Below are 19,095 nucleotides of genomic sequence, written 5' to 3' on the forward strand. Positions count from 1 at the left end.
TGCCGGGTGACAACGTGAAGATGACTGTGAAGTTGATTGCGCCGATCGCGATGGAAGAGGGTCTGCGTTTTGCGATCCGTGAAGGCGGTCGGACCGTGGGTGCCGGCGTGGTATCCAAAATTATCGAGTAAGAGATAATGGCTAACCAGAGAATACGAATTCGTCTCAAAGCATTTGATCATCGACTGATTGATCAATCTGCCCGTGAGATTGTGGAAACCGCTAAGCGGACCGGTGCACACATCCGTGGCCCGATTCCACTGCCGACTAAAAATGAGCGTTACACCATTCTGATTTCACCGCACGTCAACAAAGACGCCCGTGATCAGTATGAAATCCGCACCCACAAGCGTCTGCTCGATATCGTTGAGCCGACCGACAAGACTGTGGATGCGCTGATGAAGCTCGATTTGGCTGCCGGCGTAGACGTGCAGATCAAACTGAACTGAGGTTAAGAACGATGGCGATTGGAGTAGTCGGCCGCAAGGCAGGAATGACCCGAGTATTTACCGAACAGGGTGATTCCGTGCCTGTAACGGTAATTGAGGTTGAACCCAACCGTGTGACTCAGCTGAAGAACGACGATACCGATGGGTATCTGGCGATTCAGGTTACTACCGGTGCTCGCAAGGCGTCACGGGTCAGTAAACCGGCTGCCGGACACTATGCGAAAGCGGGTGTTGAGGCTGGTCGCAAGATGGTGGAGTTTCGCGCTGAAACCGCTGATGTCGAAGGCATCGAAGTGGGTAGCGAGATCAAAGCTGACCTGTTCGAAGCCGGACAGATCGTGGATGTTCGCGGTCAGTCGCAGGGTAAGGGTTTTCAGGGTGGCGTAAAGCGTCATAACTTTCGCACCCAGGATGCGACACATGGTAACTCCTTGTCTCATCGTGCCCCGGGTTCGATCGGACAGTGTCAGACACCAGGTCGTGTATTCAAAGGTAAGAAAATGGCCGGTCACATGGGTGCCGCTCAGCGCTGCCAGCAGAACCTTGAGGTTGTGCGCGTCGATGCAGAGCGCAACCTGATCCTGGTGAAAGGTTCAGTGCCTGGTTCCAGAGGTGGTGACGTGATTGTCACACCTGCTGTGAAGATGAAGAATAAAGGGTGACAGTAATGGATCTCAACGTAAAAACAGCCGCCGGCGCTCAGACAATACAAGTGTCTGATGACGTGTTTGGCGCAGAGTACAAGCAGTCGCTGATTCATCAGGTGGTAACTGCCTATATGTCTGCTGCACGTTCCGGTACCAAAGCGCAAAAGAATCGCGCTGCAGTTCAGGGCGGTGGTGCCAAGCCTTTCCGTCAAAAGGGTACTGGTCGCGCACGTGCCGGTACCAGCCGCAGCCCGATCTGGCGTAGTGGTGGTGTTAATTTTGCAGCTACCCCGCGCAGCTACGAGCAGAAGATCAACCGCAAGATGTACCGTGGTGCGATCCGCTCCATACTGTCGGAACTCAACCGGCAGGAGAGACTGGTGGTGGTCGATGAGATCAGCATCTCTCAACCAAAGACCAAAGAGTTGGTTGGTAAACTGAAGGACATGGAGCTGAAAGATGTCCTGGTGGTATCAGAAAACCCTGATGAAAACCTCTATCTGGCCTCGCGCAATCTGTATGGCGTGGATGTGCGAGATGTAGAGGAGATCGATCCGGTGAGCCTGGTTGCTTACGAGCATGTTCTGGTCACCGAAAGTGCGGTCAAAAAACTTGAGGAGCGTCTGGCATGAACAGCGAACGTCTGATGAAGGTTCTTCTGAGCCCTCTGGTTTCGGAAAAGAGCAGTATCGTTGCAGACCAAAACGATCAATACACCTTTCGGGTCACCAAGGATGCGACCAAGCGTGAGATTGCGAAAGCGGTCGAGAAGCTGTTCGAGGTTGAGGTCGAGCGTGTCCAGGTGGTGAATGTCAAAGGCAAGCAAAAGCGTTTTGGCGCTGTCAATGGCAAACGTTCCGACTGGAAAAAAGCATATGTACGTCTCAAGGCTGGAAGCGAAATCGATTTCGCTGCCGGTGCATGAGCAAGTAATACAGGATTGGGATAATGGCAGTCGTTAAAACTAAACCGACCTCTGCAGGCCGCCGATTTGTGGTCAAGGTTGGCGATGCGGAGCTGCACAAAGGTGCGCCTTATGGCCCGCTGCTGGCAAAGAAGAGCAAAAGTGGTGGTCGTAACAACAACGGTCGTATAACCACTCGTCATCGTGGCGGTGGTCACAAGCAGCGCTATCGTATTATCGACTTCAAGCGCAATAAGGAGAATATCCCGGCGGTTGTTGAACGTCTGGAATACGATCCAAACCGTACTGCAAGACTTGCCTTGATCCGCTATGCGGATGGTGAGCGCAGTTACATTATCGCACCGAACAATCTGCATGTTGGCGACAGTGTTGAGTCTGGTAGCGCTGCAGCGATCAAGACGGGCAACTGTCTGCCATTGCGCAACATGCCACTGGGTTCAGTTGTTCACTGTATCGAAATGAAGCCGGGCAAAGGTGCTCAGATGGCCCGCTCAGCAGGTGCTGCTGTACAGCTGGTAGCCCGCGAAGGTGAATATGCCACCCTGCGTCTACGCTCTGGCGAGATGCGTAAAGTACCTGCAGACTGTCGCGCGGTAATTGGTGAAGTCTCCAATTCCGAGCACAACCTGCGCTCACTGGGTAAAGCTGGCGCCAAACGCTGGAAGGGTGTACGCCCGACCGTCCGTGGTGTCGCCATGAACCCGGTTGATCATCCTCACGGTGGTGGTGAAGGACGTACCTCTGGTGGACGTCATCCTGTATCGCCATGGGGTACGCCAACCAAGGGCTATAAGACCCGCACCAACAAGCGCACGAACAAGATGATTGTTCGTCGCAGAAACCGTAAATAGATAATTAGGGGTTAGAGTCGTGCCACGTTCAGTCAGAAAAGGCCCATTCATTGACCACCATCTGGTAAAGAAGGTGGACGAAGCGGTAGCCCAGAACAACAAGCGTCCTATCAAAACCTGGTCACGCCGATCTGTCGTGTTTCCAGAGATGGTGGGTTTAACCATCGCTGTGCACAACGGTAAGGTTCATGTACCTGTTCTGGTCTCGGAAAACATGGTCGGACACAAACTGGGTGAGTTTGCGTTGACCCGCACCTATCGCGGCCACGCTGCAGATAGAAAGTCGAAGTAGAGGTATTAACGATGCAGACAACAGCAAAGTTACGCCACGCTCGTCTAGCAGCTCAGAAAGGCCGCTTGGTTGCTGATCAGATTCGCGGACTGCCGGTTGAGCAGGCGCTGGACATTCTGTCATTCAGCAAGAAGAAAGGCGCGGTATTGGTGAAGAAGGTTCTTGAGTCAGCCATCGCCAATGCCGAGCATAATGACGGTGCGGATATCGACGAGCTGAAGGTTGCCGCCGTCAGTGTTGACGAAGGGCCAACCATGAAGCGTATTCGTGCTCGCGCCAAAGGTCGGGCATCCAGAATTCTCAAGCGGACCAGTCACATCAATGTGACTGTCGCCGAAAAGTAATAGGCAAGAGAGGCCGATATGGGTCAGAAAGTACATCCAACCGGGATACGTCTTGGCATTGTTAAAGACTGGACGTCCAAGTGGTACGCAGATTCGAAAGAGTACGCAACACTGCTAAACAATGATCTTGTAGTGCGTGACTACCTGAAAAAGAGACTGTCGCAAGCCTCTGTCAGCCGCATTCAGATCGATCGTCCGGCCAACAATGCCCACATCACTGTTCACACCGCCCGTCCAGGCCTGGTGATCGGTAAGAAAGGCGAAGATATCGATGCATTGAGATCCGAAGTCTCTGCGATGATGGGTATTCCGGTACACATGAGTATCGAGGAAATCCGTAAGCCTGAACTTGATGCGCAGCTGGTTGGCGAGAGTATCGCTCAGCAGCTCGAGCGTCGCGTCATGTTTCGTCGGGCCATGAAGCGTGCTGTTCAGAACGCCATGCGTCTGGGCGCTGAGGGTATCAAGGTCCACATCAGTGGTCGTTTGAATGGCGCTGAAATCGCCCGTTCAGAGTGGTATCGCGAAGGTCGTGTACCGCTGCATACCCTGCGTGCTGACATTGATTATGGTTTTGCTGAAGCCAATACCACTTACGGCATCATCGGTGTCAAGGTATGGGTCTTCAAAGGTGAAGTTTTCGGTGATCGCGAGGAAGTTGAGGTTGAGACCAAGTCCGCTTCCGCACCGAGTAAGAGGTCTTAAGTCATGCTACAGCCAAAACGGACAAAATTTCGCAAACAGCACAAAGGACGCAATCGTGGCCTGGCGTTTGCCGGTAGCTCGGTCTCCTTTGGTGAGTATGGTCTGAAGTCGACTGGCCGGGGCCGTATTACTGCACGCCAGATCGAAGCCGCGCGTCGTGCGATCACCCGTCATGTAAAACGTGGTGGTAAGATCTGGATTCGCGTGTTCCCCGATAAGCCGATTACCAAGAAGCCTCTCGAAGTGCGTCAGGGTAAAGGTAAGGGTAACGTGGAGTACTGGGTTGCTCAGGTTCAGCCGGGACGCATGCTCTACGAAATCGAGGGCATTTCCGAAGAGCTGGCGCGTGAAGCATTCGCACTGGCATCTGCCAAGCTGCCTGTCGCGACTACTTTCGTGAAACGGACGGTAATGTAATGAAAGCATCTGAGATTAGAGAAAAGTCACAGCAAGAGTTGACCACTACTCTGGATGAACTCTTGAAAGAGCAGTTTAACCTGCGCATGCAACGGGGTACCGGACAGCTTGCACGTCCCTCCCGTATGAATGAAGTACGTAAAGACATCGCGCGGATCAAGACTGTGATGAATGAACAGAAGTCAGGTGACGCATCATGAGTGAGCAACAGGCATCAAACCGTACGCTGATTGGCCAGGTGGTCAGTAATGCGATGGATAAAACTATCACCGTTACCGTCGAGCGACGCGTAAAGCACCCCGTATACGGGAAGTTCATGAAGCGTTCCACCAAAGTGCACGCACATGACGAAGCGAACGAGTGTCACTCCGGTGATACCGTAATGGTAGAGCAGTGCCGTCCTCTGTCGAAGAGCAAGACCTGGCGTCTGGTGAAGGTACTGGAGCGTGCAAGCTGATCGATCAGCTTGTACCAATCGTAACTATTTGGAATTAGGGCAATACCATGATTCAGATGCAGACTAACCTAAGCGTTGCTGACAACAGCGGTGCAAAGCGGGTTCAGTGCATAAAGGTGCTCGGTGGTTCGCACCGTCGCTATGCCGGTGTTGGCGACATTGTGAAAGTCAGTGTCAAAGATGCGATCCCCAGGGGTAAAGTTAAGAAGGGCGACGTCTACAACGCCGTTGTTGTACGTACTAAGAAAGGCGTTCGTCGGCCTGATGGCTCGGTGATTCGTTTTGATTCCAATGCTGCGGTTCTGTTGAACAGCGCCCTGCAGCCCATTGGTACACGTATCTTCGGCCCGGTTACCCGTGAATTAAGGAGCGAGCGGTTTATGAAAATAATTTCGCTTGCACCTGAAGTTTTGTGAGGCAGCACTAATGGCAAGCAAAATCAGAAAAGGTGACGAGGTAATCGTCATAAGCGGCAAAGACAAGGGTAAGCGTGGTACTGTTGTCAAGATGATGGAAGACGACCGTCTGGTGGTCGAAAACGTCAACATGGCTAAAAAACACACCAAGCCAAATCCGAACCGGGGTGAACCTGGCGGTATCCTGGACAAGGAGATGCCTCTGCACATCTCCAATGTGGCTTTGTATAACCCGGCAACCGATAAGGCTGACCGTGTTGGTTTCAAAATTCTCGAAGACGGCAAAAAGGTTCGGGTGTTCAAATCCAACCAAGAAGTCGTCGATATTTGAGGCATGATGAGAGATGGCTAGGTTACAGCAATATTACAGTGAAACTGTTATCAAGGATCTGATGGACAAGTTTCAATTCGACAGCATCATGGAAGTGCCGAAAATTACCAAGATCACCCTCAATATGGGTGTTGGTGAGGCAATCGGCGATAAGAAGGTGCTGGAGCATGCGGTTGGTGACATGGAGAAGATTGCCGGTCAAAAGGCAGTCATTACCCATGCAAGAAAATCAATTGCCGGTTTTAAAGTCCGTGAGGGATGGCCGATCGGTTGTAAAGTGACTCTGCGCAGAGAGCGTATGTATGAGTTTCTTGATCGACTGATCAATATCTCGATTCCCCGTATTCGTGATTTCCGTGGTTTGAGCAACAAATCTTTTGATGGCCGCGGCAACTACTCGATGGGCGTTAAAGAACAGATTATGTTTCCTGAGATCGATTACGACAAAATCGACGCACTGCGTGGTCTGGATATCACCATCACCACCACTGCGCGTACCGATGAAGAGGGTCGTGCGCTCTTGGAAGCCTTCAAGTTTCCTTTTAAGAACTGAGTTTAATATGGCAAAGAAAAGCATGATCGCACGGGAAACCAAGCGTGCACGGACTGTCTCCAGGTTTGCAGCGAAGCGCGCTGCCCTGAAAGCTGTGATCAAAAATCCGAACAGCAGCTTTGAAGAGATCGAGCAGGCGGTAGGCAAATTGCAGAAATTGCCCCGGGATGCGAGCCCGTCACGCCGACAGAATCGCTGTCAGGTTACCGGTCGTCCCCATGGCGTCTACCGTAAATTCGGCTTATGCAGAAACAAACTGCGTGAAGCAGCAATGAGAGGTGATGTACCAGGACTTGTTAAAGCAAGCTGGTAACAGTATAATCCTGCGCCCTTACCCGAGTGCCCCGGGCATTCGGTTGTTCAATCAATAGGTATCGCGCCAAAAAGGCGGACTGACCTTAGGAGCTCATTATGAGTATGTCAGATCCCATCGCGGATATGCTCACACGCATCCGCAATGGCCAGGCAGCGAAGAAAACGACTGTCGAACTGCCTTCTTCCAAACAGAAGGTAGCCATTGCCAACCTTCTGAAAAACGAAGGCTACATCCAAGAAGTTTCCGTAAATGAGAATGGCGCCAAACCTACCCTGGTTTTGGAGCTTCGCTATTTTCAGGGTCGTCCCGTTATCGATCTCATCAAACGGATAAGCCGTCCAGGACTGCGTGTCTATAAAGGCAGAGATGAACTGCCGAAGGTACGCGCCGGCCTCGGCGTTGCGATTATCTCCACATCCAAAGGTGTGATGACAGACCGTGCGGCACGTGAACTCGGCCAGGGCGGTGAAGTCATCGCCTATGTCGCCTAAGGAGGGATGAGCAATGTCTCGAGTAGCAAAAAGCCCTATCGCATTGCCTTCAGGCACCAGCGTAAAGATGGCGGATCAGTCGATCTCCATCAAAGGTCCTAAAGGTGAAATGGCGCTCAACCTGCACCCCGATGTGGCTGTCAATGAAGAGGACAGCCAGCTGAAAATCGCTCCCAAGAGCGAGAGTAAAGCAGCCTGGGCCATGGCCGGCACTTTCCGTGCACTGGTCAACAACATGGTTCACGGTGTCAATCAGGGTTTTGAGAAAAAATTACAGCTGGTTGGTGTTGGTTATCGTGCCCAAGGTGGTGGTAAATCACTGAATCTAAACCTTGGTTTCTCCCACCCGATTGATTATCCGGTTCCTGAGGGAATCACCATCGCTACCCCGTCCCCGACTGAGATCGTGGTCAGTGGCAGCGACAAGCAACGTGTTGGTCAGGTTGCCGCTGAGATTCGCGCGTTCCGTCCACCTGAACCCTATAAGGGTAAGGGTGTCAGATACGCCGACGAATATGTGGCGCGTAAAGAAGCCAAGAAGAAATAGGTAGAACGATGGACAAGAAACAATCACGTATGCGCCGCGGGCGCCGTACCAGAGCTAAGATTCGGGAGCTGGGCGTTCATCGTCTCTCGATTCACCGTACACCTCGCCATATTTACGCTCAGGTCATCAGTCCTGACGGTTCCAGTGTGTTGGCCAGTGCCTCGACTCTGGACAAGGATGTAAAAGGTGAGATCAACGGCGAGGCCAGCGGTAACGCCAAGGCTGCCTCCGTTGTTGGCAAACTGGTCGCCGAGCGGGCAAAAACCGCCGGTATCGAAAATGTGGCCTTTGATCGTTCGGGTTTCCGTTACCACGGTCGGGTTAAGGCCCTCGCTGAAGCGGCTCGCGAAGCCGGTCTTCAATTTTAAAGGTTTAGGATTATGGCAAATTTTAATGCAAAACCTGAGGGTGATGAGTTACTTGAGAAACTCGTCAATGTTAACCGTGTAGCCAAGGTGGTCAAAGGTGGCCGTCAGTTCGGTTTCTCTGCGTTGACCGTGGTCGGTGACGGCAAGGGCCGAGTCGGTTTCGGTACCGGTAAAGCACGCGAAGTGCCGGTCGCCATCCAGAAAGCGATGGAGACAGCTCGTAAGAACATGGTCTCCGTTAAGCTCGATGGGGCTACCCTTCAGTATCCTCTGGTTGGTCGTCATGGTGCTGCCAAGGTCTTCATGCAGCCCGCATCGGAAGGTACCGGTATCATTGCCGGTGGTGCGATGCGTGCGGTATTCGAAGTGCTCGGCGTACAGAACGTACTGGCCAAGTGTATCGGCACCAACAATCCGATGAATGTGGTGCGTGCGACCATCAATGGTCTGAATGAAATGGCCGACGCTGAATCGGTTGCCCTGAAGCGGGGCAAAAGCGTCGAAGATATCCTGGGGTAAGTCATGGCTGATAAGAAGATGATGCGGGTCAAGCTGGTGCGTAGCACAAGCGGTCGCCTTGCAAGCCATCAAGCATGTGTAAGAGGTCTGGGTCTGCGTCGTATACATCACGAAGTGGATGTGGAAGACACTCCTTGCACTCGCGGTATGGTGAACAAGGTCAGTTACATGGTTAAGGTAGTGGAGGCTTAAGATGAAATTGAATACTCTCCAGCCTGCTGCGGGAAGCAAAACCACGCGTAAACGTGTCGGTCGCGGTATCGGCAGTGGATTAGGCAAAACCTGTGGACGCGGCCATAAAGGTCAGAAGTCCCGTTCCGGCGGTTTTCACAAAGTCGGTTTCGAAGGTGGTCAGATGCCACTGCAGCGCCGTCTGCCGAAGATCGGTTTCACCTCACGCGTCTCTATGGTATCCGCCCAGGTTCGTCTGGGTGAGCTGGCCAAAGTCGAAGGCGACGTTGTCGATCTGGATGCCCTGAAGAAGGCGAATTTGATCACTCGCGATATAAAGCGGGTTAAGATCTTCCTTTCCGGGGAGATCGATCGTGCAGTTACTGTGAAAGGTATCGCCCTGACCAAGGGTGCAAAGGCCGCTGTCGAAGCTGCTGGTGGTAAGGTCGAATAAATTATGGCCAACCAAGGTGCAATGATGGGTGCTCTGGGCGGTATGGGTCAGCTGACTGAATTACGTCAGCGTCTGCTGTTTGTCGCCGGTGCGTTACTGGTATTCCGAATCGGTACATTCATTCCTGTACCCGGTGTGAATCCAGTGGCATTGGCTGCCCTGTTTGAGCAGGCTCAGGGTTCGATCCTGGATATGTTCAACATGTTTTCCGGTGGCGCACTGGAACGAGCCAGTATCTTTGCACTTGGCATTATGCCCTATATCTCGGCGTCGATTATTATGCAGTTGATGTCGGCTGTGATACCGACCCTTGAGCAGCTGAAGAAAGAGGGTGAGTCCGGTCGAAGAAAGATCACTCAGTACACCCGCTACGGCACAGTGGTACTGGCAACCTTTCAGGCGGTCGGTATCTCCATTGCGCTGCAGAGCCAGACAGTCGGTGGTGAAACCATCGTGGTTCATCAGGGAATGGGCTTCGTCGTAACCGCGGCGGTATCCCTGGTAACCGGTACCATGTTTCTGATGTGGCTCGGCGAGCAGATCACTGAACGTGGCATCGGTAACGGTATCTCGATGATTATTTTTGCCGGTATCGTCGCCGGATTGCCTTCCGCTATCGGTGGTACTCTGGAACTGGCTCGTACCGGTGAGCTGAATGCGCTGACTATTCTGTTCCTGTTCGTACTGGCGATTGCGGTTACCGCATTCGTTGTCTTTGTCGAGCGTGGGCAACGCCGTATAACCATCAACTATGCCAAGCGTCAGCAGGGCCGTCGGATGCTGGCGGCGCAGAGTACTCATCTGCCACTGAAACTGAACATGGCTGGTGTAATCCCACCGATTTTCGCTTCCAGTATCATTCTCTTCCCGGCAACCCTGGGGCAGTGGTTTGGCAATACTGAGGGGACTCGCTGGATACAGGACATCTTCGCCAAGTTATCGCCTGGTGAACCTGTCTATGTCATGGCCTATGCGGCGGCGATCATCTTTTTCTGTTTTTTCTATACTGCGTTGGTCTTCAACTCACGTGACACCGCAGATAATTTGAAAAGATCCGGAGCATTTATTCCAGGGATCCGGCCTGGTGAACAGACCGCCAAATACATCGACGGCGTGATGTCCAGGCTCACCATGGCGGGTGCCATTTATATCACTCTGGTATGTCTGCTTCCCGAATTCCTGATAGTTGGTTGGAATGTGCCTTTCTACTTTGGTGGCACATCACTGCTGATTATCGTTGTGGTAGTGATGGACTTTATGGCCCAGGTACAAGCGCACCTGATGTCACACCAATACGACGGCTTGATGAAAAAAGCCAACCTGAAAGGCAGTGGTGGCGGATTGCTACGCTGATCTGACCGAATCTGAATTGGAGTCTGAAAAATGAAAGTGCGTGCATCTGTTAAAAAAATCTGCCGCAATTGTAAGATTGTTCGCCGTAATGGTGTAGTACGGGTGATCTGTAAAGAGGGTCGCCACAAGCAGCGTCAGGGTTAACCTGGCAATCAAAATAATGGGGTGACGGCTTGCTAGAGGCTGTTGCCTGAGGTATTATTGTACGTTTCCCTTCGGAATAATTCCAGGGGTTACTTTAGGAGATTAGAAAGATGGCTCGAATTGCAGGAGTCAACATTCCGGATCGAAAACATGCGGTTATCGCATTGACCTCTATCTATGGTATCGGCCGCTCTACGGCTGGCGATATCTGTAAAGAGGCTGGTATTGAGCCCAATATCAAGATCCAGGAGCTGAGTGAAGACCAGATTGAGTCCATTCGCGGCATCGTGGCCCGTTTCACAACGGAAGGCGACCTGCGACGTGAGATCTCCATGAACATCAAACGTCTGATGGACCTGGGTTGTAATCGCGGCATTCGTCATCGCCGTGGTCTGCCTCTACGTGGACAGCGTACGCGCACCAATGCCCGTACCCGCAAAGGTCCTCGTCGTCCAATCAAACGTTAATCAACTTTAAATCGAATCTGTAGGTACAGAAGATGGCAAAACCCAGCAGCCGTGCCAAGAAGAAGGTAAGAAAGAGCGTCACCGATGGTGTTGCGCACATTCATGCCTCTTTCAACAATACCATCATCACCATAACCGACCGTCAAGGTAATGCTCTTGCATGGGCGACAGCCGGTGGTTCAGGTTTTCGTGGTTCCAGAAAAAGCACTCCGTTCGCAGCACAGGTGGCTGCCGATCGTGTCGGTCAGATGGTTAAGGAATACGGCGTCAAGAATCTGGATGTCAACGTCAAAGGTCCCGGACCAGGCCGTGAGTCTGCCGTAAGATCCTTGAACAATGCCGGTTTCAAAATTACCAGCATCTCTGACGTGACACCGATTCCCCATAACGGTTGTCGTCCTCCTAAAAAGCGCCGCGTATAAATACTGGAGTTATTGAATCATGGCAAGGTACATCGGACCAAAATGTAAGCTGAGCCGTCGGGAAGGCACAGATCTCTTTCTCAAGAGTCGCGTGCGTTCGCTTGACTCCAAGTGCAACATGGAGAAAGTACCCGGACAAGCTGGCGACCGCCGTCGTCGCGTCTCGGATTATGGATTGCAGCTGCGTGAAAAGCAGAAAGTGCGTCGTATCTATGGCGTCATGGAGAAGCAGTTCCGTAACTACTACAAAGCAGCTGCGCAGAACAAAGGTGCAACCGGTGAAAACCTGCTGCAACTGCTTGAGACCCGTCTCGACAACATCGTCTATCGTATGGGTTTTGGTTCGACTCGTGCAGAAGCTCGTCAGTTGGTCAGTCACAAGGCAATTGAAGTTAACGGCAAGATCGTCAATGTGCCTTCCTTCAAAGTGACTGCTGAAGATGAAGTCTCCATACGTGAGAAGGCTAAAAAGCAGGTACGTATTCAGGGAGCACTCGAACTGCAGGGTCAGTATGGTTTCGTGGATTGGGTAGAAGTCGATCCTAAAGCGATGAAGGGTAAGCTGAAGCGTATCCCGGATCGTTCCGATCTTTCTGCTGAAATTAACGAACAACTGGTCGTTGAGCTCTACTCCAAGTAAGCCTTGACGAGGGAAAATATATGACCGAAAGCGTTACGGAATTCCTGAAGCCGCGTATTGTCAACGTGCAGCCGATCACAGCCACTCGCGCCAAAGTGACTCTCGAGCCACTGGAGAGAGGTTTTGGTCATACGCTCGGTAACGCCTTGCGCCGCATCCTGCTCTCATCGATGCCAGGTAGTGCGATAACAGAAGTCGAAATCGCTGATGTTTTGCACGAGTACACCACCATTGAAGGTGTGCAGGAAGATGTTCTGGATATTCTGCTCAATCTGAAGCAGGTTGCCCTGATCATGCACACCCGTGATGAAGCAACTCTGAAGCTGCAGAAAAAGGGTCCCGGTCAGGTCTTCGCCAGTGACATCGCACTTGATCACGACGTGGAAGTGGCTAACCCTGATCATGTGATCGCTACGCTGACTAAGTCAGGCGAGATCAACATGACTCTGAACGTGCATCGTGGCCGTGGCTATCACCCTGCTGCTGCCCGTCAGGGATCCGCAGGTGATGAGCGTCCGATCGGCATGTTGCAGGTTGATGCCTCATTCAGTCCGATCCGTGAAGTGGCCTACAGTGTGGAAGCCGCCCGTGTTGAGCAGAACACCGGCCTGGATCGTCTGGTGATCGAGCTGGAGACCAATGGTACGATCGATCCTGAAGAGGCGATCAGACGTTCTGCAAGTATCTTGCGTGATCAGCTCTCGGTGTTTGTCGACCTTGAAGCTGAGGCTGCAGAATCTGTGGCAGAGCCGGAAGAGCCGGCAATCGATCCGATTCTGCTGCGTCCGGTAGACGATCTGGAATTGACCGTTCGTTCTGCAAACTGCTTGAAGGCAGAGAATATTTTTCTTATCGGTGATCTGATTCAGAGAACCGAAGTGGAACTGCTCAAGACACCTAACTTGGGTAAGAAGTCACTGACTGAGATTAAGGATGTGCTCGCACGTCGTGGTCTGTCACTGGGTATGCGCCTGGAACATTGGCCACCAGAGAACATCGAGGAGCAGCTTGCCCATTGAGGCAGGCCGCTATTAACCGTTAAACAATTTTGAATTTGGGAAAGTCGACTCATGCGTCATCGCAAATCAGGACGGCAGCTAAATCGTAACAGCAGCCACAGGAATGCCATGTTCAGAAACATGGCGGTCTCTTTGATCAATCATGAGTTGATCAAAACGACTGTGCCTAAGGCAAAAGAGCTTCGTCGTGTAGCTGAGCCGCTCATCACCATGTCCAAGACAGACAACGTTGCAAAACGTCGTCTCGCCTTCTCACGCCTGCGTGATAAGTCAGCGGTAGGCAAGCTCTTCGCTGAGCTGGGCCCAAGATACCAGGAACGCCCTGGTGGCTATGTACGTATTCTGAAGTGTGGCTATCGTCCAGGTGACAAGGCGCCAATGGCCTATGTGGAGCTGGTTGACCGCCCGATCGAAGAGTCCGTTGCTGAGGAAGACGAGGTCGCTACTGAAGAGTAACGACTGAGCTACTGGCAATAGAGTTGAAAAACCCACGCTGAAAAGCGTGGGTTTTTTTGTGTCCGCTGCTTACTCAGCAGAATTAACCGCCAATCAGCGCAAAATGGCGTGAATACAACTCACATTGTGGTGACTATTTGCGTAGATTCGCGGTGATTGGAGGCTAATCTCTTAGGTCTAGCTTGAATGGCACTAACTTAAGCATTAAAACGCATTGCAACGCGTTTTATCAAAGGGTTTTGGTGGGGCATGGCCCCACCCTACACCATGAATTCAAGCGTAGGGTGAGGCCATGCCCTACCAAATAGTGCTTAAGTAAGACCATTCAGGTCTAGCCCGACTACTTCAGCTAATTTGCTTATGAGAGCTACTTTTTTATGGTCTTCATGAGGTCATTCAGATCAACAGTGCTTGTTCCAGGCTCTGATGGTTTCTCTGAATGTTGAAATATCCGATGGCCATTGATCATGCCGGATATATCGGATCCACTACCGCTGAGATCGTGGGCAAAAACCGCAAGGATATGCAGCAGACTGAACCAGGCAATGATCACATAGGTCAGGTAGTGCAGGTCCGCCATGACGATACCGAAGAGAAATTGCTGTTCATTGAGCAGTGCGTAACCACTAATCAGGCTGAGTAACAGAATAAAGAACAATCCGATATAGATGGGTCCCCAGAAGGGGTTATGGCTGAACCAGTTGGGCAGTGGTGCCTTCCCCAGGGTCAGATAGTATTTGGCAACCTGCCAGGCCTGAGACAAGCGGTGGGCATCCGGCTCGCAATCACTGATATGGTCTGTTCCTTTGCCAAACAGCAACAGATAGAGCCTGATCAGAAAGCCGGGGAGCAGAAGTGCGCCAAACAGGTAGTGAGTGTCCTGGATCGTGGCGTCCTGAGTGGTCTGAATGGAAAGGAGATAACCACTGCCGATCAGGCCCAGTGTGGAGATTCCCATCAGCCAATGGGAAATCCTGAGCCATCGGCTCCAGACGGAAACACGGGTTACGCTACTCTTTTGCATGGTTACTCCGAGCGGGACTGGGTCAATCTGATATCTTACGCTGGATGGCTACTCTAGATTGATCCTTTTGGTAAGGTTATTTGGTGGCGCTAAAGTGGGAATCGACTCATTTGAGCACGGCTTGTGCTCTGCAACATTTAACAGGCCCTAGTATGATTGGACAGAAGCCTGCTTTACATTGATAAATAACATGTTACGCCAAAGAAAGAGTAAACGGGAAAAACGTGAAGCCAGGGATCAGGCGCTGCTGCGCTATACCAAGCAGCGTCAGCGCAATCTGCTGGCCAAGCCGGGCGCCAATGACTTTATTCTGGTTCTGGACCATATGAAGGCGGGATTCAATGTGGCCAAGATATTTCGCAGTGCTGAAGCTTTTGGTGCTGCCGAGGTCCATCTGATCGATATCGGTCCATTCGATCCTTCTCCGGGTAAAGGGGCCTTCAAAAAGGTGCCGGCGAAGTTTTACGACAATTTCGAGCAGAGTTATCAGGAGCTGGTCAAGCGGGATTACAAGATCGTGGCGTTAAGCGGTGATTGTGCGCATCTGTCGACCGAATCTGTTCTGGACTGCAAGACCGCCTTCGTACTGGGGCATGAGGAGTGGGGGCACAGTTTTGAAATGAGCGACTACCCAGACATTAGCTGTCTGGCGATACCGCAGTTCGGTCAGGTTGAGAGTCTGAATGTGGCTGTCGCCGCCTCAATCATGATGTATGAATACATACGCCAATACCCCTCAAGATAAGCAGCTTGATGGATGTCTGAGGTAAGTTGTTATTATCCGGCGATTGTCAGTCGGGCAGCTCAACACTTTTCGTGGAAAGAACTGTTACGACGATGGCTGTCAGTGCAGCGAGTAATAACCAAGACATAGGTTGCCTCCTCTTTTGTCTTGAACCGGTACATTGCCGGTTGATTTATATCGTGTCGTTAAGACTAGGGTATTAAATTCGTCTGTACTGTGACTTTTAACTTATTTGTATTAAAGAAAGCTTAAAAAAGGTGAGACTTTGTTCACAAAATTTTACGCTCTAGATTCTTTCAGTGCTTATCTGGATGCGCTGGTGCCTTGCTTATATTAGGAAGATCGCAGCAAGATAGCGTGAAATGGCGTTAATTTAGTTCAAGATAGGCTCTGTTTGCCAATGAACATGATGGTAGGAGGACGTTCGGTTCCAATCTTAATTCGGGAGAGACTGGCCGTGCCAATGGAGAAGCGGTACATGGAACCCAGCGGCGCATCCAGCAGATTGGCCAAGATGGAACGAATCACCCCGGCATGGGTGATCAGCAGGATATGTTGACCCGAATTCTCTCTCACCGCCTGGTTGTAGGCCTGGACGACCCTTTGGCTGAAGCTTTCCAATGGCTCGGCGTTCTGCGGGCGATGCCCTATGGGGTCGTGATAAAATCGCTTCATCTGATGTGGGTCCTGGGCGCGCAGCTGATCCCCGGAAAAGCCCTCCCAGTGACCAAATCCCACCTCCTTGAGTCGGTCGTCATATGAGAGAGTAATGTCCATTTGATCGCTGAGTTCAGCTGCAAATGCGGCGCAGCGTATGAGCGGTGAGCTGATGATGGTCTGCCATGGCCGCTGCCCGGATACCGCATCACGCATCTCCTGCCAGCCGGTGTCACTCAGAGGGTCATCGATCTGACCCCGATAGCGTCTACCCCCGACGGGTTCACCGTGACGTAACAGATCAATGGTGGTTGTCTCACTCATCGGCGGTAAACAGGCAATCAGATCAGGCCGGTAAAGGTGAGAAAGGCGAGGATCACCAGAAAAACGATCAGGCTTCTCCAGATCAAAGCCATGGCGGCTTTCGGCAGGTAGGTGTAGAGATGGGCTCCGGCGTAGGCTTCATCCAGCAGCGTGGTCAGACGCATGGCGCCGCTTCCGGTGCAGATCAGGGTGCCAGCGTTACTGTCGCTGAATTCACTCTGCCGGCTCTCCTGGTAGCTTCTCCAGCCATACAACGCATCCTCAAAACTGCCGGCGATGGCATAGCAAAAGGCGGTGATTCTGGCAGGTAGCCAGTCCAGGATGATGACCAATTGCCTGGTGTTGAGTTTGAAATCGATATCCTGTGCGGCCTGGTCCGATTGAGGCATCCATGTCGCCAGTCGATAGAGCATGGCGCCGAGCGGGCCGAGTAGGATGAACCAGAAAAGCACCGCCACCGTTCTGCGGTTTGCTTGTTGCAGCGCCGCTTCAGCAACAGCCTGTGAGCGGGCAGGCTCGCTGGTGGGTGGCTCATCTTCGATGATCTCCCGGGCGATCTGCCTCGCTTCACCGTCATCGGCTTCAGCCGTCTCGACATACTGGTTGATCTGGCTGTCCAGATCCTGTGGTCCCAGGGCGTAGAGCAATACCCCGATGGATAACAGCAGGCTGGGCAGACCCAGCAAACTGTCGGCAAACAGATGTTGCAGCGCTGCGATTGCCAGCAGGGGTGGGAGCAGCAGCAACAGCAGGCCTATGATGCCCTGCTGCATCCATTCAGGCAGGTTTTGCTGTTGGTGCCACTGACAATATCTGGTGAACCAGCGATTGCTTCTCAGGTGGCTGTGCTCAAGTAAAAATCGCTCTGCTATCAGGCAGATAAGAATGATCGTCAAGGTCATCGCGAAAGTTTCACCGAATCAGCCGCAAGTTTCAACCTGGAATCCGCAGTTGGGCAGGGTGAAGTGTGCGCTTGTGGGAGGGCAGGGCAAGGCGCAACGACGCGCAATAGCCCGCTATTGCAAGGCGTTGCAACGCCGCTATGAGCCGCCACAAGCGTGCAATTTGCCCTGTAGCGTGACTCACCCAGCGAGGGATGCCCTTTATCGAACACTTTTTTCATCTCATTCAACAGCTTAGTAACAGAATGGAGCGGTCACCCGCAGAATCTAGGTTCAAGTTATCCCTGGCGGTTCATCTCGGTGTCATTGATGGTTGTCTGCACCGATCTGCAGAGATGGCCCGCATTTTTTATTCAGCATGGAATATCCGTACTTTCACTCAAGAATGCAATAAGCGGAAGTACTTTTGCCAATCGAACATCGGACCGGGATCGGTCTTACGTCCAGGGGCAATTGTCGCGTGACTGGTGATCCGCTCCTGAGTGATGTTCGGATAGATTGCCATGATCTGTCGGGTCGCCTTCACCAGGCTGGCGTATTGGGCATCCGTGAAGGCTTGCTCATCACTGCCTTCCAGTTCGATACCGATGGAGAAGTCGTTGCAGCATTCGCGCCCGCAATAGTTGGATTTGCCGGCATGCCAGGCCCGATGGTGCAGGGGGACGTATTGCACCTGGGAACCGTCCCGTCGGATCAGCAGATGGCAGGATACTTTGAGACTGCTGATTTCCTGGAAGTACGGATGGGCATCCGCATCCAGGCGGTTCATGAACAGATCATCAATCCAATCACCGCCGAACTCCCCCGGTGGGAGACTGATGCTGTGGATCACCAGCAGGTCAATGTCGCAATCGGCGGGGCGCTGATCCTGGTTTGCGGAGTTATGGAACAGAGCGCCGTCGAGTAGGCCGGTCTGTTTGGGCTTCAAGATTTATCCGCAGCAGACGGAAAACCTTTCAGAACCATATCGGTATAACTGACGATACCGATCACTTCGCCATCCTCCACCACCGGCGCCCGGTTGAGTTCAAAGCGGCCAAACAGTCTGGCGCAGTAGCGGATATCCATGTCAGCAGCCACCGTGAAGGCAGGTTTGCTCATGATCTCGTAGATATTCACCCGTTCCGGAGCCCGGTCTTTTGCCAATACCTGTCGTGCGATATCCGATAGGGTGACGATACCGAATTCATCGTTTTGATCGCGCTTCTTCACGATCAGTGACTTGGTTTCCACGTGGCTCATCTTCTCCAGGGCACTTTCAACGGTATCCATCCCTTCAACCAAATCAAAATCATTTTTCATTACGTCTCGGACTCGGACTAGTTTACGATCGGTCATAATTCCTCCTCGACCACTTGTGAAAGTGAAGCTATCTGATGACTGACACCGACAGCATCCTCGATGTCGATCTGAAAGGCGATGCCACTGCCTGACTGGTTATCAAATTCTCCGGCCTCGGAGATCTTTTCCAGAATCGTCCGGCTCAGATGCTCCTCCACCAGCAGCAGTAGAACATCCCGTTGGGTATCCAGGGTCAGGCCGAGGAAGGTTTTCGACTGCTCGATACCTTCACCCCGTGCATGGTTGATGACGGTTGAACCTGTGGCTCCGGCGGAGCGCGCAGCCTCAAGCACTTTTTCCGTGGTGCTGTCTTCTACCAGGGCGATGATGAGTTTGAAGTGCATCTCA

At 52.2% G+C, this 19,095-nt stretch carries 36 protein-coding genes; 30 read left to right on the top strand and 6 right to left on the bottom strand.

Features of this window, described 5'->3' with window-relative positions; translation table 11 throughout:
- The 29 genes from AC4IE8_RS07380 to rplQ all read left to right on the top strand — a co-directional run.
- Window positions 1-131: EF-Tu C-terminal domain-related protein (locus AC4IE8_RS07380; RefSeq protein WP_490790729.1), on the top strand; the 131-nt coding region annotated here is incomplete at its 5' end.
- Between the two features lie 6 nt (window positions 132-137).
- Window positions 138-449, top strand: a complete 312-nt coding sequence (gene rpsJ, locus AC4IE8_RS07385) for a 30S ribosomal protein S10 (protein ID WP_068989778.1) — start codon at window positions 138-140, stop codon at window positions 447-449.
- An 11-nt stretch (window positions 450-460) separates the two neighbouring features.
- Window positions 461-1,111, top strand: a complete 651-nt coding sequence (gene rplC, locus AC4IE8_RS07390) for a 50S ribosomal protein L3 (protein ID WP_068989783.1) — start codon at window positions 461-463, stop codon at window positions 1,109-1,111.
- Window positions 1,112-1,116: 5 nt separating this feature from the next.
- Window positions 1,117-1,728, top strand: coding sequence for a 50S ribosomal protein L4 (gene rplD / locus AC4IE8_RS07395; RefSeq protein ID WP_068989786.1), 612 nt, complete (start codon window positions 1,117-1,119; stop codon window positions 1,726-1,728).
- Window positions 1,725-2,021, top strand: a complete 297-nt coding sequence (rplW, locus tag AC4IE8_RS07400; protein WP_068989788.1) for a 50S ribosomal protein L23 — start codon at window positions 1,725-1,727, stop codon at window positions 2,019-2,021. The genes rplD and rplW overlap by 4 nt, the downstream gene beginning before the upstream one ends.
- Before the next feature lie 23 nt (window positions 2,022-2,044).
- Complete coding sequence (gene rplB, locus AC4IE8_RS07405; RefSeq protein ID WP_490790692.1) at window positions 2,045-2,872, top strand: 50S ribosomal protein L2; 828 nt, start codon at window positions 2,045-2,047, stop codon at window positions 2,870-2,872.
- A gap of 19 nt (window positions 2,873-2,891) precedes the next feature.
- Entirely contained in the window at window positions 2,892-3,164 is a 273-nt protein-coding gene (rpsS, locus tag AC4IE8_RS07410) for a 30S ribosomal protein S19 (RefSeq protein ID WP_068989794.1), read from the top strand.
- 11 nt (window positions 3,165-3,175) lie between these two features.
- Window positions 3,176-3,508, top strand: coding sequence for a 50S ribosomal protein L22 (gene rplV / locus AC4IE8_RS07415; RefSeq protein WP_068989797.1), 333 nt, complete (start codon window positions 3,176-3,178; stop codon window positions 3,506-3,508).
- An 18-nt stretch (window positions 3,509-3,526) separates the two neighbouring features.
- Window positions 3,527-4,213: a 30S ribosomal protein S3 gene (gene rpsC / locus AC4IE8_RS07420; RefSeq protein WP_068989800.1), complete on the top strand. Its 687-nt coding sequence runs from the start codon at window positions 3,527-3,529 to the stop codon at window positions 4,211-4,213.
- A gap of 3 nt (window positions 4,214-4,216) precedes the next feature.
- The gene (gene rplP, locus AC4IE8_RS07425) at window positions 4,217-4,630 is read left to right on the top strand and encodes a 50S ribosomal protein L16 (RefSeq protein WP_068989803.1); all 414 of its coding nucleotides are present in this window, start codon (window positions 4,217-4,219) and stop codon (window positions 4,628-4,630) included.
- On the top strand, window positions 4,630-4,830 hold the full coding sequence (gene rpmC / locus AC4IE8_RS07430) for a 50S ribosomal protein L29 (protein WP_068989805.1): 201 nt from the start codon (window positions 4,630-4,632) through the stop codon (window positions 4,828-4,830). Before rplP ends, rpmC begins: the two co-directional genes overlap by 1 nt.
- A complete protein-coding gene (gene rpsQ / locus AC4IE8_RS07435; RefSeq protein ID WP_068989809.1) occupies window positions 4,827-5,087 on the top strand; it encodes a 30S ribosomal protein S17 in 261 nt (86 codons plus the stop codon). Before rpmC ends, rpsQ begins: the two co-directional genes overlap by 4 nt.
- 47 nt (window positions 5,088-5,134) lie before the next feature.
- Window positions 5,135-5,503 carry a 50S ribosomal protein L14 gene (gene rplN, locus AC4IE8_RS07440; RefSeq protein ID WP_068989819.1) on the top strand — a complete coding sequence of 123 codons (369 nt, stop codon included), beginning with the start codon at window positions 5,135-5,137 and terminating at the stop codon, window positions 5,501-5,503.
- Between the two features lie 10 nt (window positions 5,504-5,513).
- Entirely contained in the window at window positions 5,514-5,834 is a 321-nt protein-coding gene (gene rplX, locus AC4IE8_RS07445) for a 50S ribosomal protein L24 (protein WP_068989823.1), read from the top strand.
- 13 nt (window positions 5,835-5,847) lie between these two features.
- Window positions 5,848-6,387 carry a 50S ribosomal protein L5 gene (gene rplE, locus AC4IE8_RS07450; RefSeq protein ID WP_068989825.1) on the top strand — a complete coding sequence of 180 codons (540 nt, stop codon included), beginning with the start codon at window positions 5,848-5,850 and terminating at the stop codon, window positions 6,385-6,387.
- Window positions 6,388-6,394: 7 nt separating this feature from the next.
- A complete protein-coding gene (gene rpsN / locus AC4IE8_RS07455) occupies window positions 6,395-6,700 on the top strand; it encodes a 30S ribosomal protein S14 (protein ID WP_068989828.1) in 306 nt (101 codons plus the stop codon).
- Between the two features lie 98 nt (window positions 6,701-6,798).
- On the top strand, window positions 6,799-7,194 hold the full coding sequence (rpsH, locus tag AC4IE8_RS07460) for a 30S ribosomal protein S8 (protein WP_068989830.1): 396 nt from the start codon (window positions 6,799-6,801) through the stop codon (window positions 7,192-7,194).
- 13 nt (window positions 7,195-7,207) lie between these two features.
- A complete protein-coding gene (gene rplF, locus AC4IE8_RS07465; protein ID WP_068989834.1) occupies window positions 7,208-7,741 on the top strand; it encodes a 50S ribosomal protein L6 in 534 nt (177 codons plus the stop codon).
- 8 nt (window positions 7,742-7,749) lie between these two features.
- A complete protein-coding gene (gene rplR, locus AC4IE8_RS07470; RefSeq protein WP_068989837.1) occupies window positions 7,750-8,109 on the top strand; it encodes a 50S ribosomal protein L18 in 360 nt (119 codons plus the stop codon).
- Between the two features lie 12 nt (window positions 8,110-8,121).
- Window positions 8,122-8,628 carry a 30S ribosomal protein S5 gene (gene rpsE / locus AC4IE8_RS07475; protein WP_068989840.1) on the top strand — a complete coding sequence of 169 codons (507 nt, stop codon included), beginning with the start codon at window positions 8,122-8,124 and terminating at the stop codon, window positions 8,626-8,628.
- Between the two features lie 3 nt (window positions 8,629-8,631).
- Window positions 8,632-8,820 (top strand): 50S ribosomal protein L30, encoded by a 189-nt coding sequence (rpmD, locus tag AC4IE8_RS07480; protein ID WP_490790693.1) that lies wholly within the window; start codon window positions 8,632-8,634, stop codon window positions 8,818-8,820.
- A gap of 1 nt (window position 8,821) precedes the next feature.
- Complete coding sequence (gene rplO, locus AC4IE8_RS07485) at window positions 8,822-9,253, top strand: 50S ribosomal protein L15 (RefSeq protein WP_490790694.1); 432 nt, start codon at window positions 8,822-8,824, stop codon at window positions 9,251-9,253.
- A 3-nt stretch (window positions 9,254-9,256) separates the two neighbouring features.
- A complete protein-coding gene (gene secY / locus AC4IE8_RS07490; protein WP_490790695.1) occupies window positions 9,257-10,606 on the top strand; it encodes a preprotein translocase subunit SecY in 1,350 nt (449 codons plus the stop codon).
- A gap of 30 nt (window positions 10,607-10,636) precedes the next feature.
- Window positions 10,637-10,750: a 50S ribosomal protein L36 gene (gene rpmJ / locus AC4IE8_RS07495; protein WP_071891793.1), complete on the top strand. Its 114-nt coding sequence runs from the start codon at window positions 10,637-10,639 to the stop codon at window positions 10,748-10,750.
- Window positions 10,751-10,860: 110 nt separating this feature from the next.
- Window positions 10,861-11,217 carry a 30S ribosomal protein S13 gene (rpsM, locus tag AC4IE8_RS07500; RefSeq protein ID WP_068989851.1) on the top strand — a complete coding sequence of 119 codons (357 nt, stop codon included), beginning with the start codon at window positions 10,861-10,863 and terminating at the stop codon, window positions 11,215-11,217.
- 32 nt (window positions 11,218-11,249) lie between these two features.
- Complete coding sequence (gene rpsK, locus AC4IE8_RS07505) at window positions 11,250-11,639, top strand: 30S ribosomal protein S11 (RefSeq protein ID WP_068989854.1); 390 nt, start codon at window positions 11,250-11,252, stop codon at window positions 11,637-11,639.
- A 19-nt stretch (window positions 11,640-11,658) separates the two neighbouring features.
- Complete coding sequence (rpsD, locus tag AC4IE8_RS07510) at window positions 11,659-12,279, top strand: 30S ribosomal protein S4 (RefSeq protein ID WP_068989856.1); 621 nt, start codon at window positions 11,659-11,661, stop codon at window positions 12,277-12,279.
- Window positions 12,280-12,299: 20 nt separating this feature from the next.
- Window positions 12,300-13,298 carry a DNA-directed RNA polymerase subunit alpha gene (locus AC4IE8_RS07515; RefSeq protein WP_068989859.1) on the top strand — a complete coding sequence of 333 codons (999 nt, stop codon included), beginning with the start codon at window positions 12,300-12,302 and terminating at the stop codon, window positions 13,296-13,298.
- A gap of 51 nt (window positions 13,299-13,349) precedes the next feature.
- The gene (gene rplQ, locus AC4IE8_RS07520; RefSeq protein WP_490790696.1) at window positions 13,350-13,754 is read left to right on the top strand and encodes a 50S ribosomal protein L17; all 405 of its coding nucleotides are present in this window, start codon (window positions 13,350-13,352) and stop codon (window positions 13,752-13,754) included.
- Between the two features lie 367 nt (window positions 13,755-14,121).
- Here the strand turns inward: rplQ and AC4IE8_RS07525 are convergent, their stop codons facing one another.
- Window positions 14,122-14,778, bottom strand: coding sequence for a cytochrome b/b6 domain-containing protein (locus tag AC4IE8_RS07525; protein WP_490790697.1), 657 nt, complete (start codon window positions 14,776-14,778; stop codon window positions 14,122-14,124).
- 190 nt (window positions 14,779-14,968) lie between these two features.
- Between AC4IE8_RS07525 and AC4IE8_RS07530 the strand changes: the two genes are divergently transcribed.
- Window positions 14,969-15,523, top strand: coding sequence for a TrmH family RNA methyltransferase (locus tag AC4IE8_RS07530; RefSeq protein ID WP_490790698.1), 555 nt, complete (start codon window positions 14,969-14,971; stop codon window positions 15,521-15,523).
- A gap of 378 nt (window positions 15,524-15,901) precedes the next feature.
- Here AC4IE8_RS07530 and AC4IE8_RS07535 read toward each other — a convergent pair whose 3' ends face one another.
- The 5 genes from AC4IE8_RS07535 to AC4IE8_RS07555 all read right to left on the bottom strand — a co-directional run bounded on the left by AC4IE8_RS07535 (window position 15,902) and on the right by AC4IE8_RS07555 (window position 19,091).
- On the bottom strand, window positions 15,902-16,504 hold the full coding sequence (locus AC4IE8_RS07535; protein WP_490790699.1) for a histidine phosphatase family protein: 603 nt from the start codon (window positions 16,502-16,504) through the stop codon (window positions 15,902-15,904).
- A 17-nt stretch (window positions 16,505-16,521) separates the two neighbouring features.
- The gene (gene ampE, locus AC4IE8_RS07540) at window positions 16,522-17,406 is read right to left on the bottom strand and encodes a regulatory signaling modulator protein AmpE (protein ID WP_490790700.1); all 885 of its coding nucleotides are present in this window, start codon (window positions 17,404-17,406) and stop codon (window positions 16,522-16,524) included.
- Between the two features lie 379 nt (window positions 17,407-17,785).
- A complete protein-coding gene (ampD, locus tag AC4IE8_RS07545; RefSeq protein WP_490790701.1) occupies window positions 17,786-18,334 on the bottom strand; it encodes a 1,6-anhydro-N-acetylmuramyl-L-alanine amidase AmpD in 549 nt (182 codons plus the stop codon).
- The gene (locus AC4IE8_RS07550) at window positions 18,331-18,708 is read right to left on the bottom strand and encodes a CBS domain-containing protein (RefSeq protein ID WP_490790702.1); all 378 of its coding nucleotides are present in this window, start codon (window positions 18,706-18,708) and stop codon (window positions 18,331-18,333) included. The genes ampD and AC4IE8_RS07550 overlap by 4 nt, the downstream gene beginning before the upstream one ends.
- A gap of 32 nt (window positions 18,709-18,740) precedes the next feature.
- Window positions 18,741-19,091 carry a P-II family nitrogen regulator gene (locus AC4IE8_RS07555; RefSeq protein WP_068989885.1) on the bottom strand — a complete coding sequence of 117 codons (351 nt, stop codon included), beginning with the start codon at window positions 19,089-19,091 and terminating at the stop codon, window positions 18,741-18,743.
- Between the last annotated feature and the right edge of the window lie 4 nt (window positions 19,092-19,095).

The sequence above is a fragment of the Candidatus Thiodiazotropha sp. AKAK2 genome, assembly GCF_058244685.1.

Bases quoted from the DNA above. Each gene is read 5' to 3' on its own strand.
- rpsJ (WP_068989778.1), top strand. From the start codon at position 138: ATGGCTAACCAGAGAATACGAATTCGTCTCAAAGCATTTGATCATCGA.
- rplC (WP_068989783.1), top strand. From the start codon at position 461: ATGGCGATTGGAGTAGTCGGCCGCAAGGCAGGAATGACCCGAGTATTT.
- rplD (WP_068989786.1), top strand. From the start codon at position 1,117: ATGGATCTCAACGTAAAAACAGCCGCCGGCGCTCAGACAATACAAGTG.
- rplW (WP_068989788.1), top strand. From the start codon at position 1,725: ATGAACAGCGAACGTCTGATGAAGGTTCTTCTGAGCCCTCTGGTTTCG.
- rplB (WP_490790692.1), top strand. From the start codon at position 2,045: ATGGCAGTCGTTAAAACTAAACCGACCTCTGCAGGCCGCCGATTTGTG.
- rplV (WP_068989797.1), top strand. From the start codon at position 3,176: ATGCAGACAACAGCAAAGTTACGCCACGCTCGTCTAGCAGCTCAGAAA.
- rpsC (WP_068989800.1), top strand. From the start codon at position 3,527: ATGGGTCAGAAAGTACATCCAACCGGGATACGTCTTGGCATTGTTAAA.
- rplP (WP_068989803.1), top strand. From the start codon at position 4,217: ATGCTACAGCCAAAACGGACAAAATTTCGCAAACAGCACAAAGGACGC.
- rpmC (WP_068989805.1), top strand. From the start codon at position 4,630: ATGAAAGCATCTGAGATTAGAGAAAAGTCACAGCAAGAGTTGACCACT.
- rpsQ (WP_068989809.1), top strand. From the start codon at position 4,827: ATGAGTGAGCAACAGGCATCAAACCGTACGCTGATTGGCCAGGTGGTC.
- rplN (WP_068989819.1), top strand. From the start codon at position 5,135: ATGATTCAGATGCAGACTAACCTAAGCGTTGCTGACAACAGCGGTGCA.
- rplX (WP_068989823.1), top strand. From the start codon at position 5,514: ATGGCAAGCAAAATCAGAAAAGGTGACGAGGTAATCGTCATAAGCGGC.
- rplE (WP_068989825.1), top strand. From the start codon at position 5,848: ATGGCTAGGTTACAGCAATATTACAGTGAAACTGTTATCAAGGATCTG.
- rpsN (WP_068989828.1), top strand. From the start codon at position 6,395: ATGGCAAAGAAAAGCATGATCGCACGGGAAACCAAGCGTGCACGGACT.
- rpsH (WP_068989830.1), top strand. From the start codon at position 6,799: ATGAGTATGTCAGATCCCATCGCGGATATGCTCACACGCATCCGCAAT.
- rplF (WP_068989834.1), top strand. From the start codon at position 7,208: ATGTCTCGAGTAGCAAAAAGCCCTATCGCATTGCCTTCAGGCACCAGC.
- rplR (WP_068989837.1), top strand. From the start codon at position 7,750: ATGGACAAGAAACAATCACGTATGCGCCGCGGGCGCCGTACCAGAGCT.
- rpsE (WP_068989840.1), top strand. From the start codon at position 8,122: ATGGCAAATTTTAATGCAAAACCTGAGGGTGATGAGTTACTTGAGAAA.
- rpmD (WP_490790693.1), top strand. From the start codon at position 8,632: ATGGCTGATAAGAAGATGATGCGGGTCAAGCTGGTGCGTAGCACAAGC.
- rplO (WP_490790694.1), top strand. From the start codon at position 8,822: ATGAAATTGAATACTCTCCAGCCTGCTGCGGGAAGCAAAACCACGCGT.
- secY (WP_490790695.1), top strand. From the start codon at position 9,257: ATGGCCAACCAAGGTGCAATGATGGGTGCTCTGGGCGGTATGGGTCAG.
- rpmJ (WP_071891793.1), top strand. From the start codon at position 10,637: ATGAAAGTGCGTGCATCTGTTAAAAAAATCTGCCGCAATTGTAAGATT.
- rpsM (WP_068989851.1), top strand. From the start codon at position 10,861: ATGGCTCGAATTGCAGGAGTCAACATTCCGGATCGAAAACATGCGGTT.
- rpsK (WP_068989854.1), top strand. From the start codon at position 11,250: ATGGCAAAACCCAGCAGCCGTGCCAAGAAGAAGGTAAGAAAGAGCGTC.
- rpsD (WP_068989856.1), top strand. From the start codon at position 11,659: ATGGCAAGGTACATCGGACCAAAATGTAAGCTGAGCCGTCGGGAAGGC.
- AC4IE8_RS07515 (WP_068989859.1), top strand. From the start codon at position 12,300: ATGACCGAAAGCGTTACGGAATTCCTGAAGCCGCGTATTGTCAACGTG.
- rplQ (WP_490790696.1), top strand. From the start codon at position 13,350: ATGCGTCATCGCAAATCAGGACGGCAGCTAAATCGTAACAGCAGCCAC.
- AC4IE8_RS07525 (WP_490790697.1), bottom strand. From the start codon at position 14,778: ATGCAAAAGAGTAGCGTAACCCGTGTTTCCGTCTGGAGCCGATGGCTC.
- AC4IE8_RS07530 (WP_490790698.1), top strand. From the start codon at position 14,969: ATGTTACGCCAAAGAAAGAGTAAACGGGAAAAACGTGAAGCCAGGGAT.
- AC4IE8_RS07535 (WP_490790699.1), bottom strand. From the start codon at position 16,504: ATGAGTGAGACAACCACCATTGATCTGTTACGTCACGGTGAACCCGTC.
- ampE (WP_490790700.1), bottom strand. From the start codon at position 17,406: ATGACCTTGACGATCATTCTTATCTGCCTGATAGCAGAGCGATTTTTA.
- AC4IE8_RS07550 (WP_490790702.1), bottom strand. From the start codon at position 18,708: ATGAAAAATGATTTTGATTTGGTTGAAGGGATGGATACCGTTGAAAGT.
- AC4IE8_RS07555 (WP_068989885.1), bottom strand. From the start codon at position 19,091: ATGCACTTCAAACTCATCATCGCCCTGGTAGAAGACAGCACCACGGAA.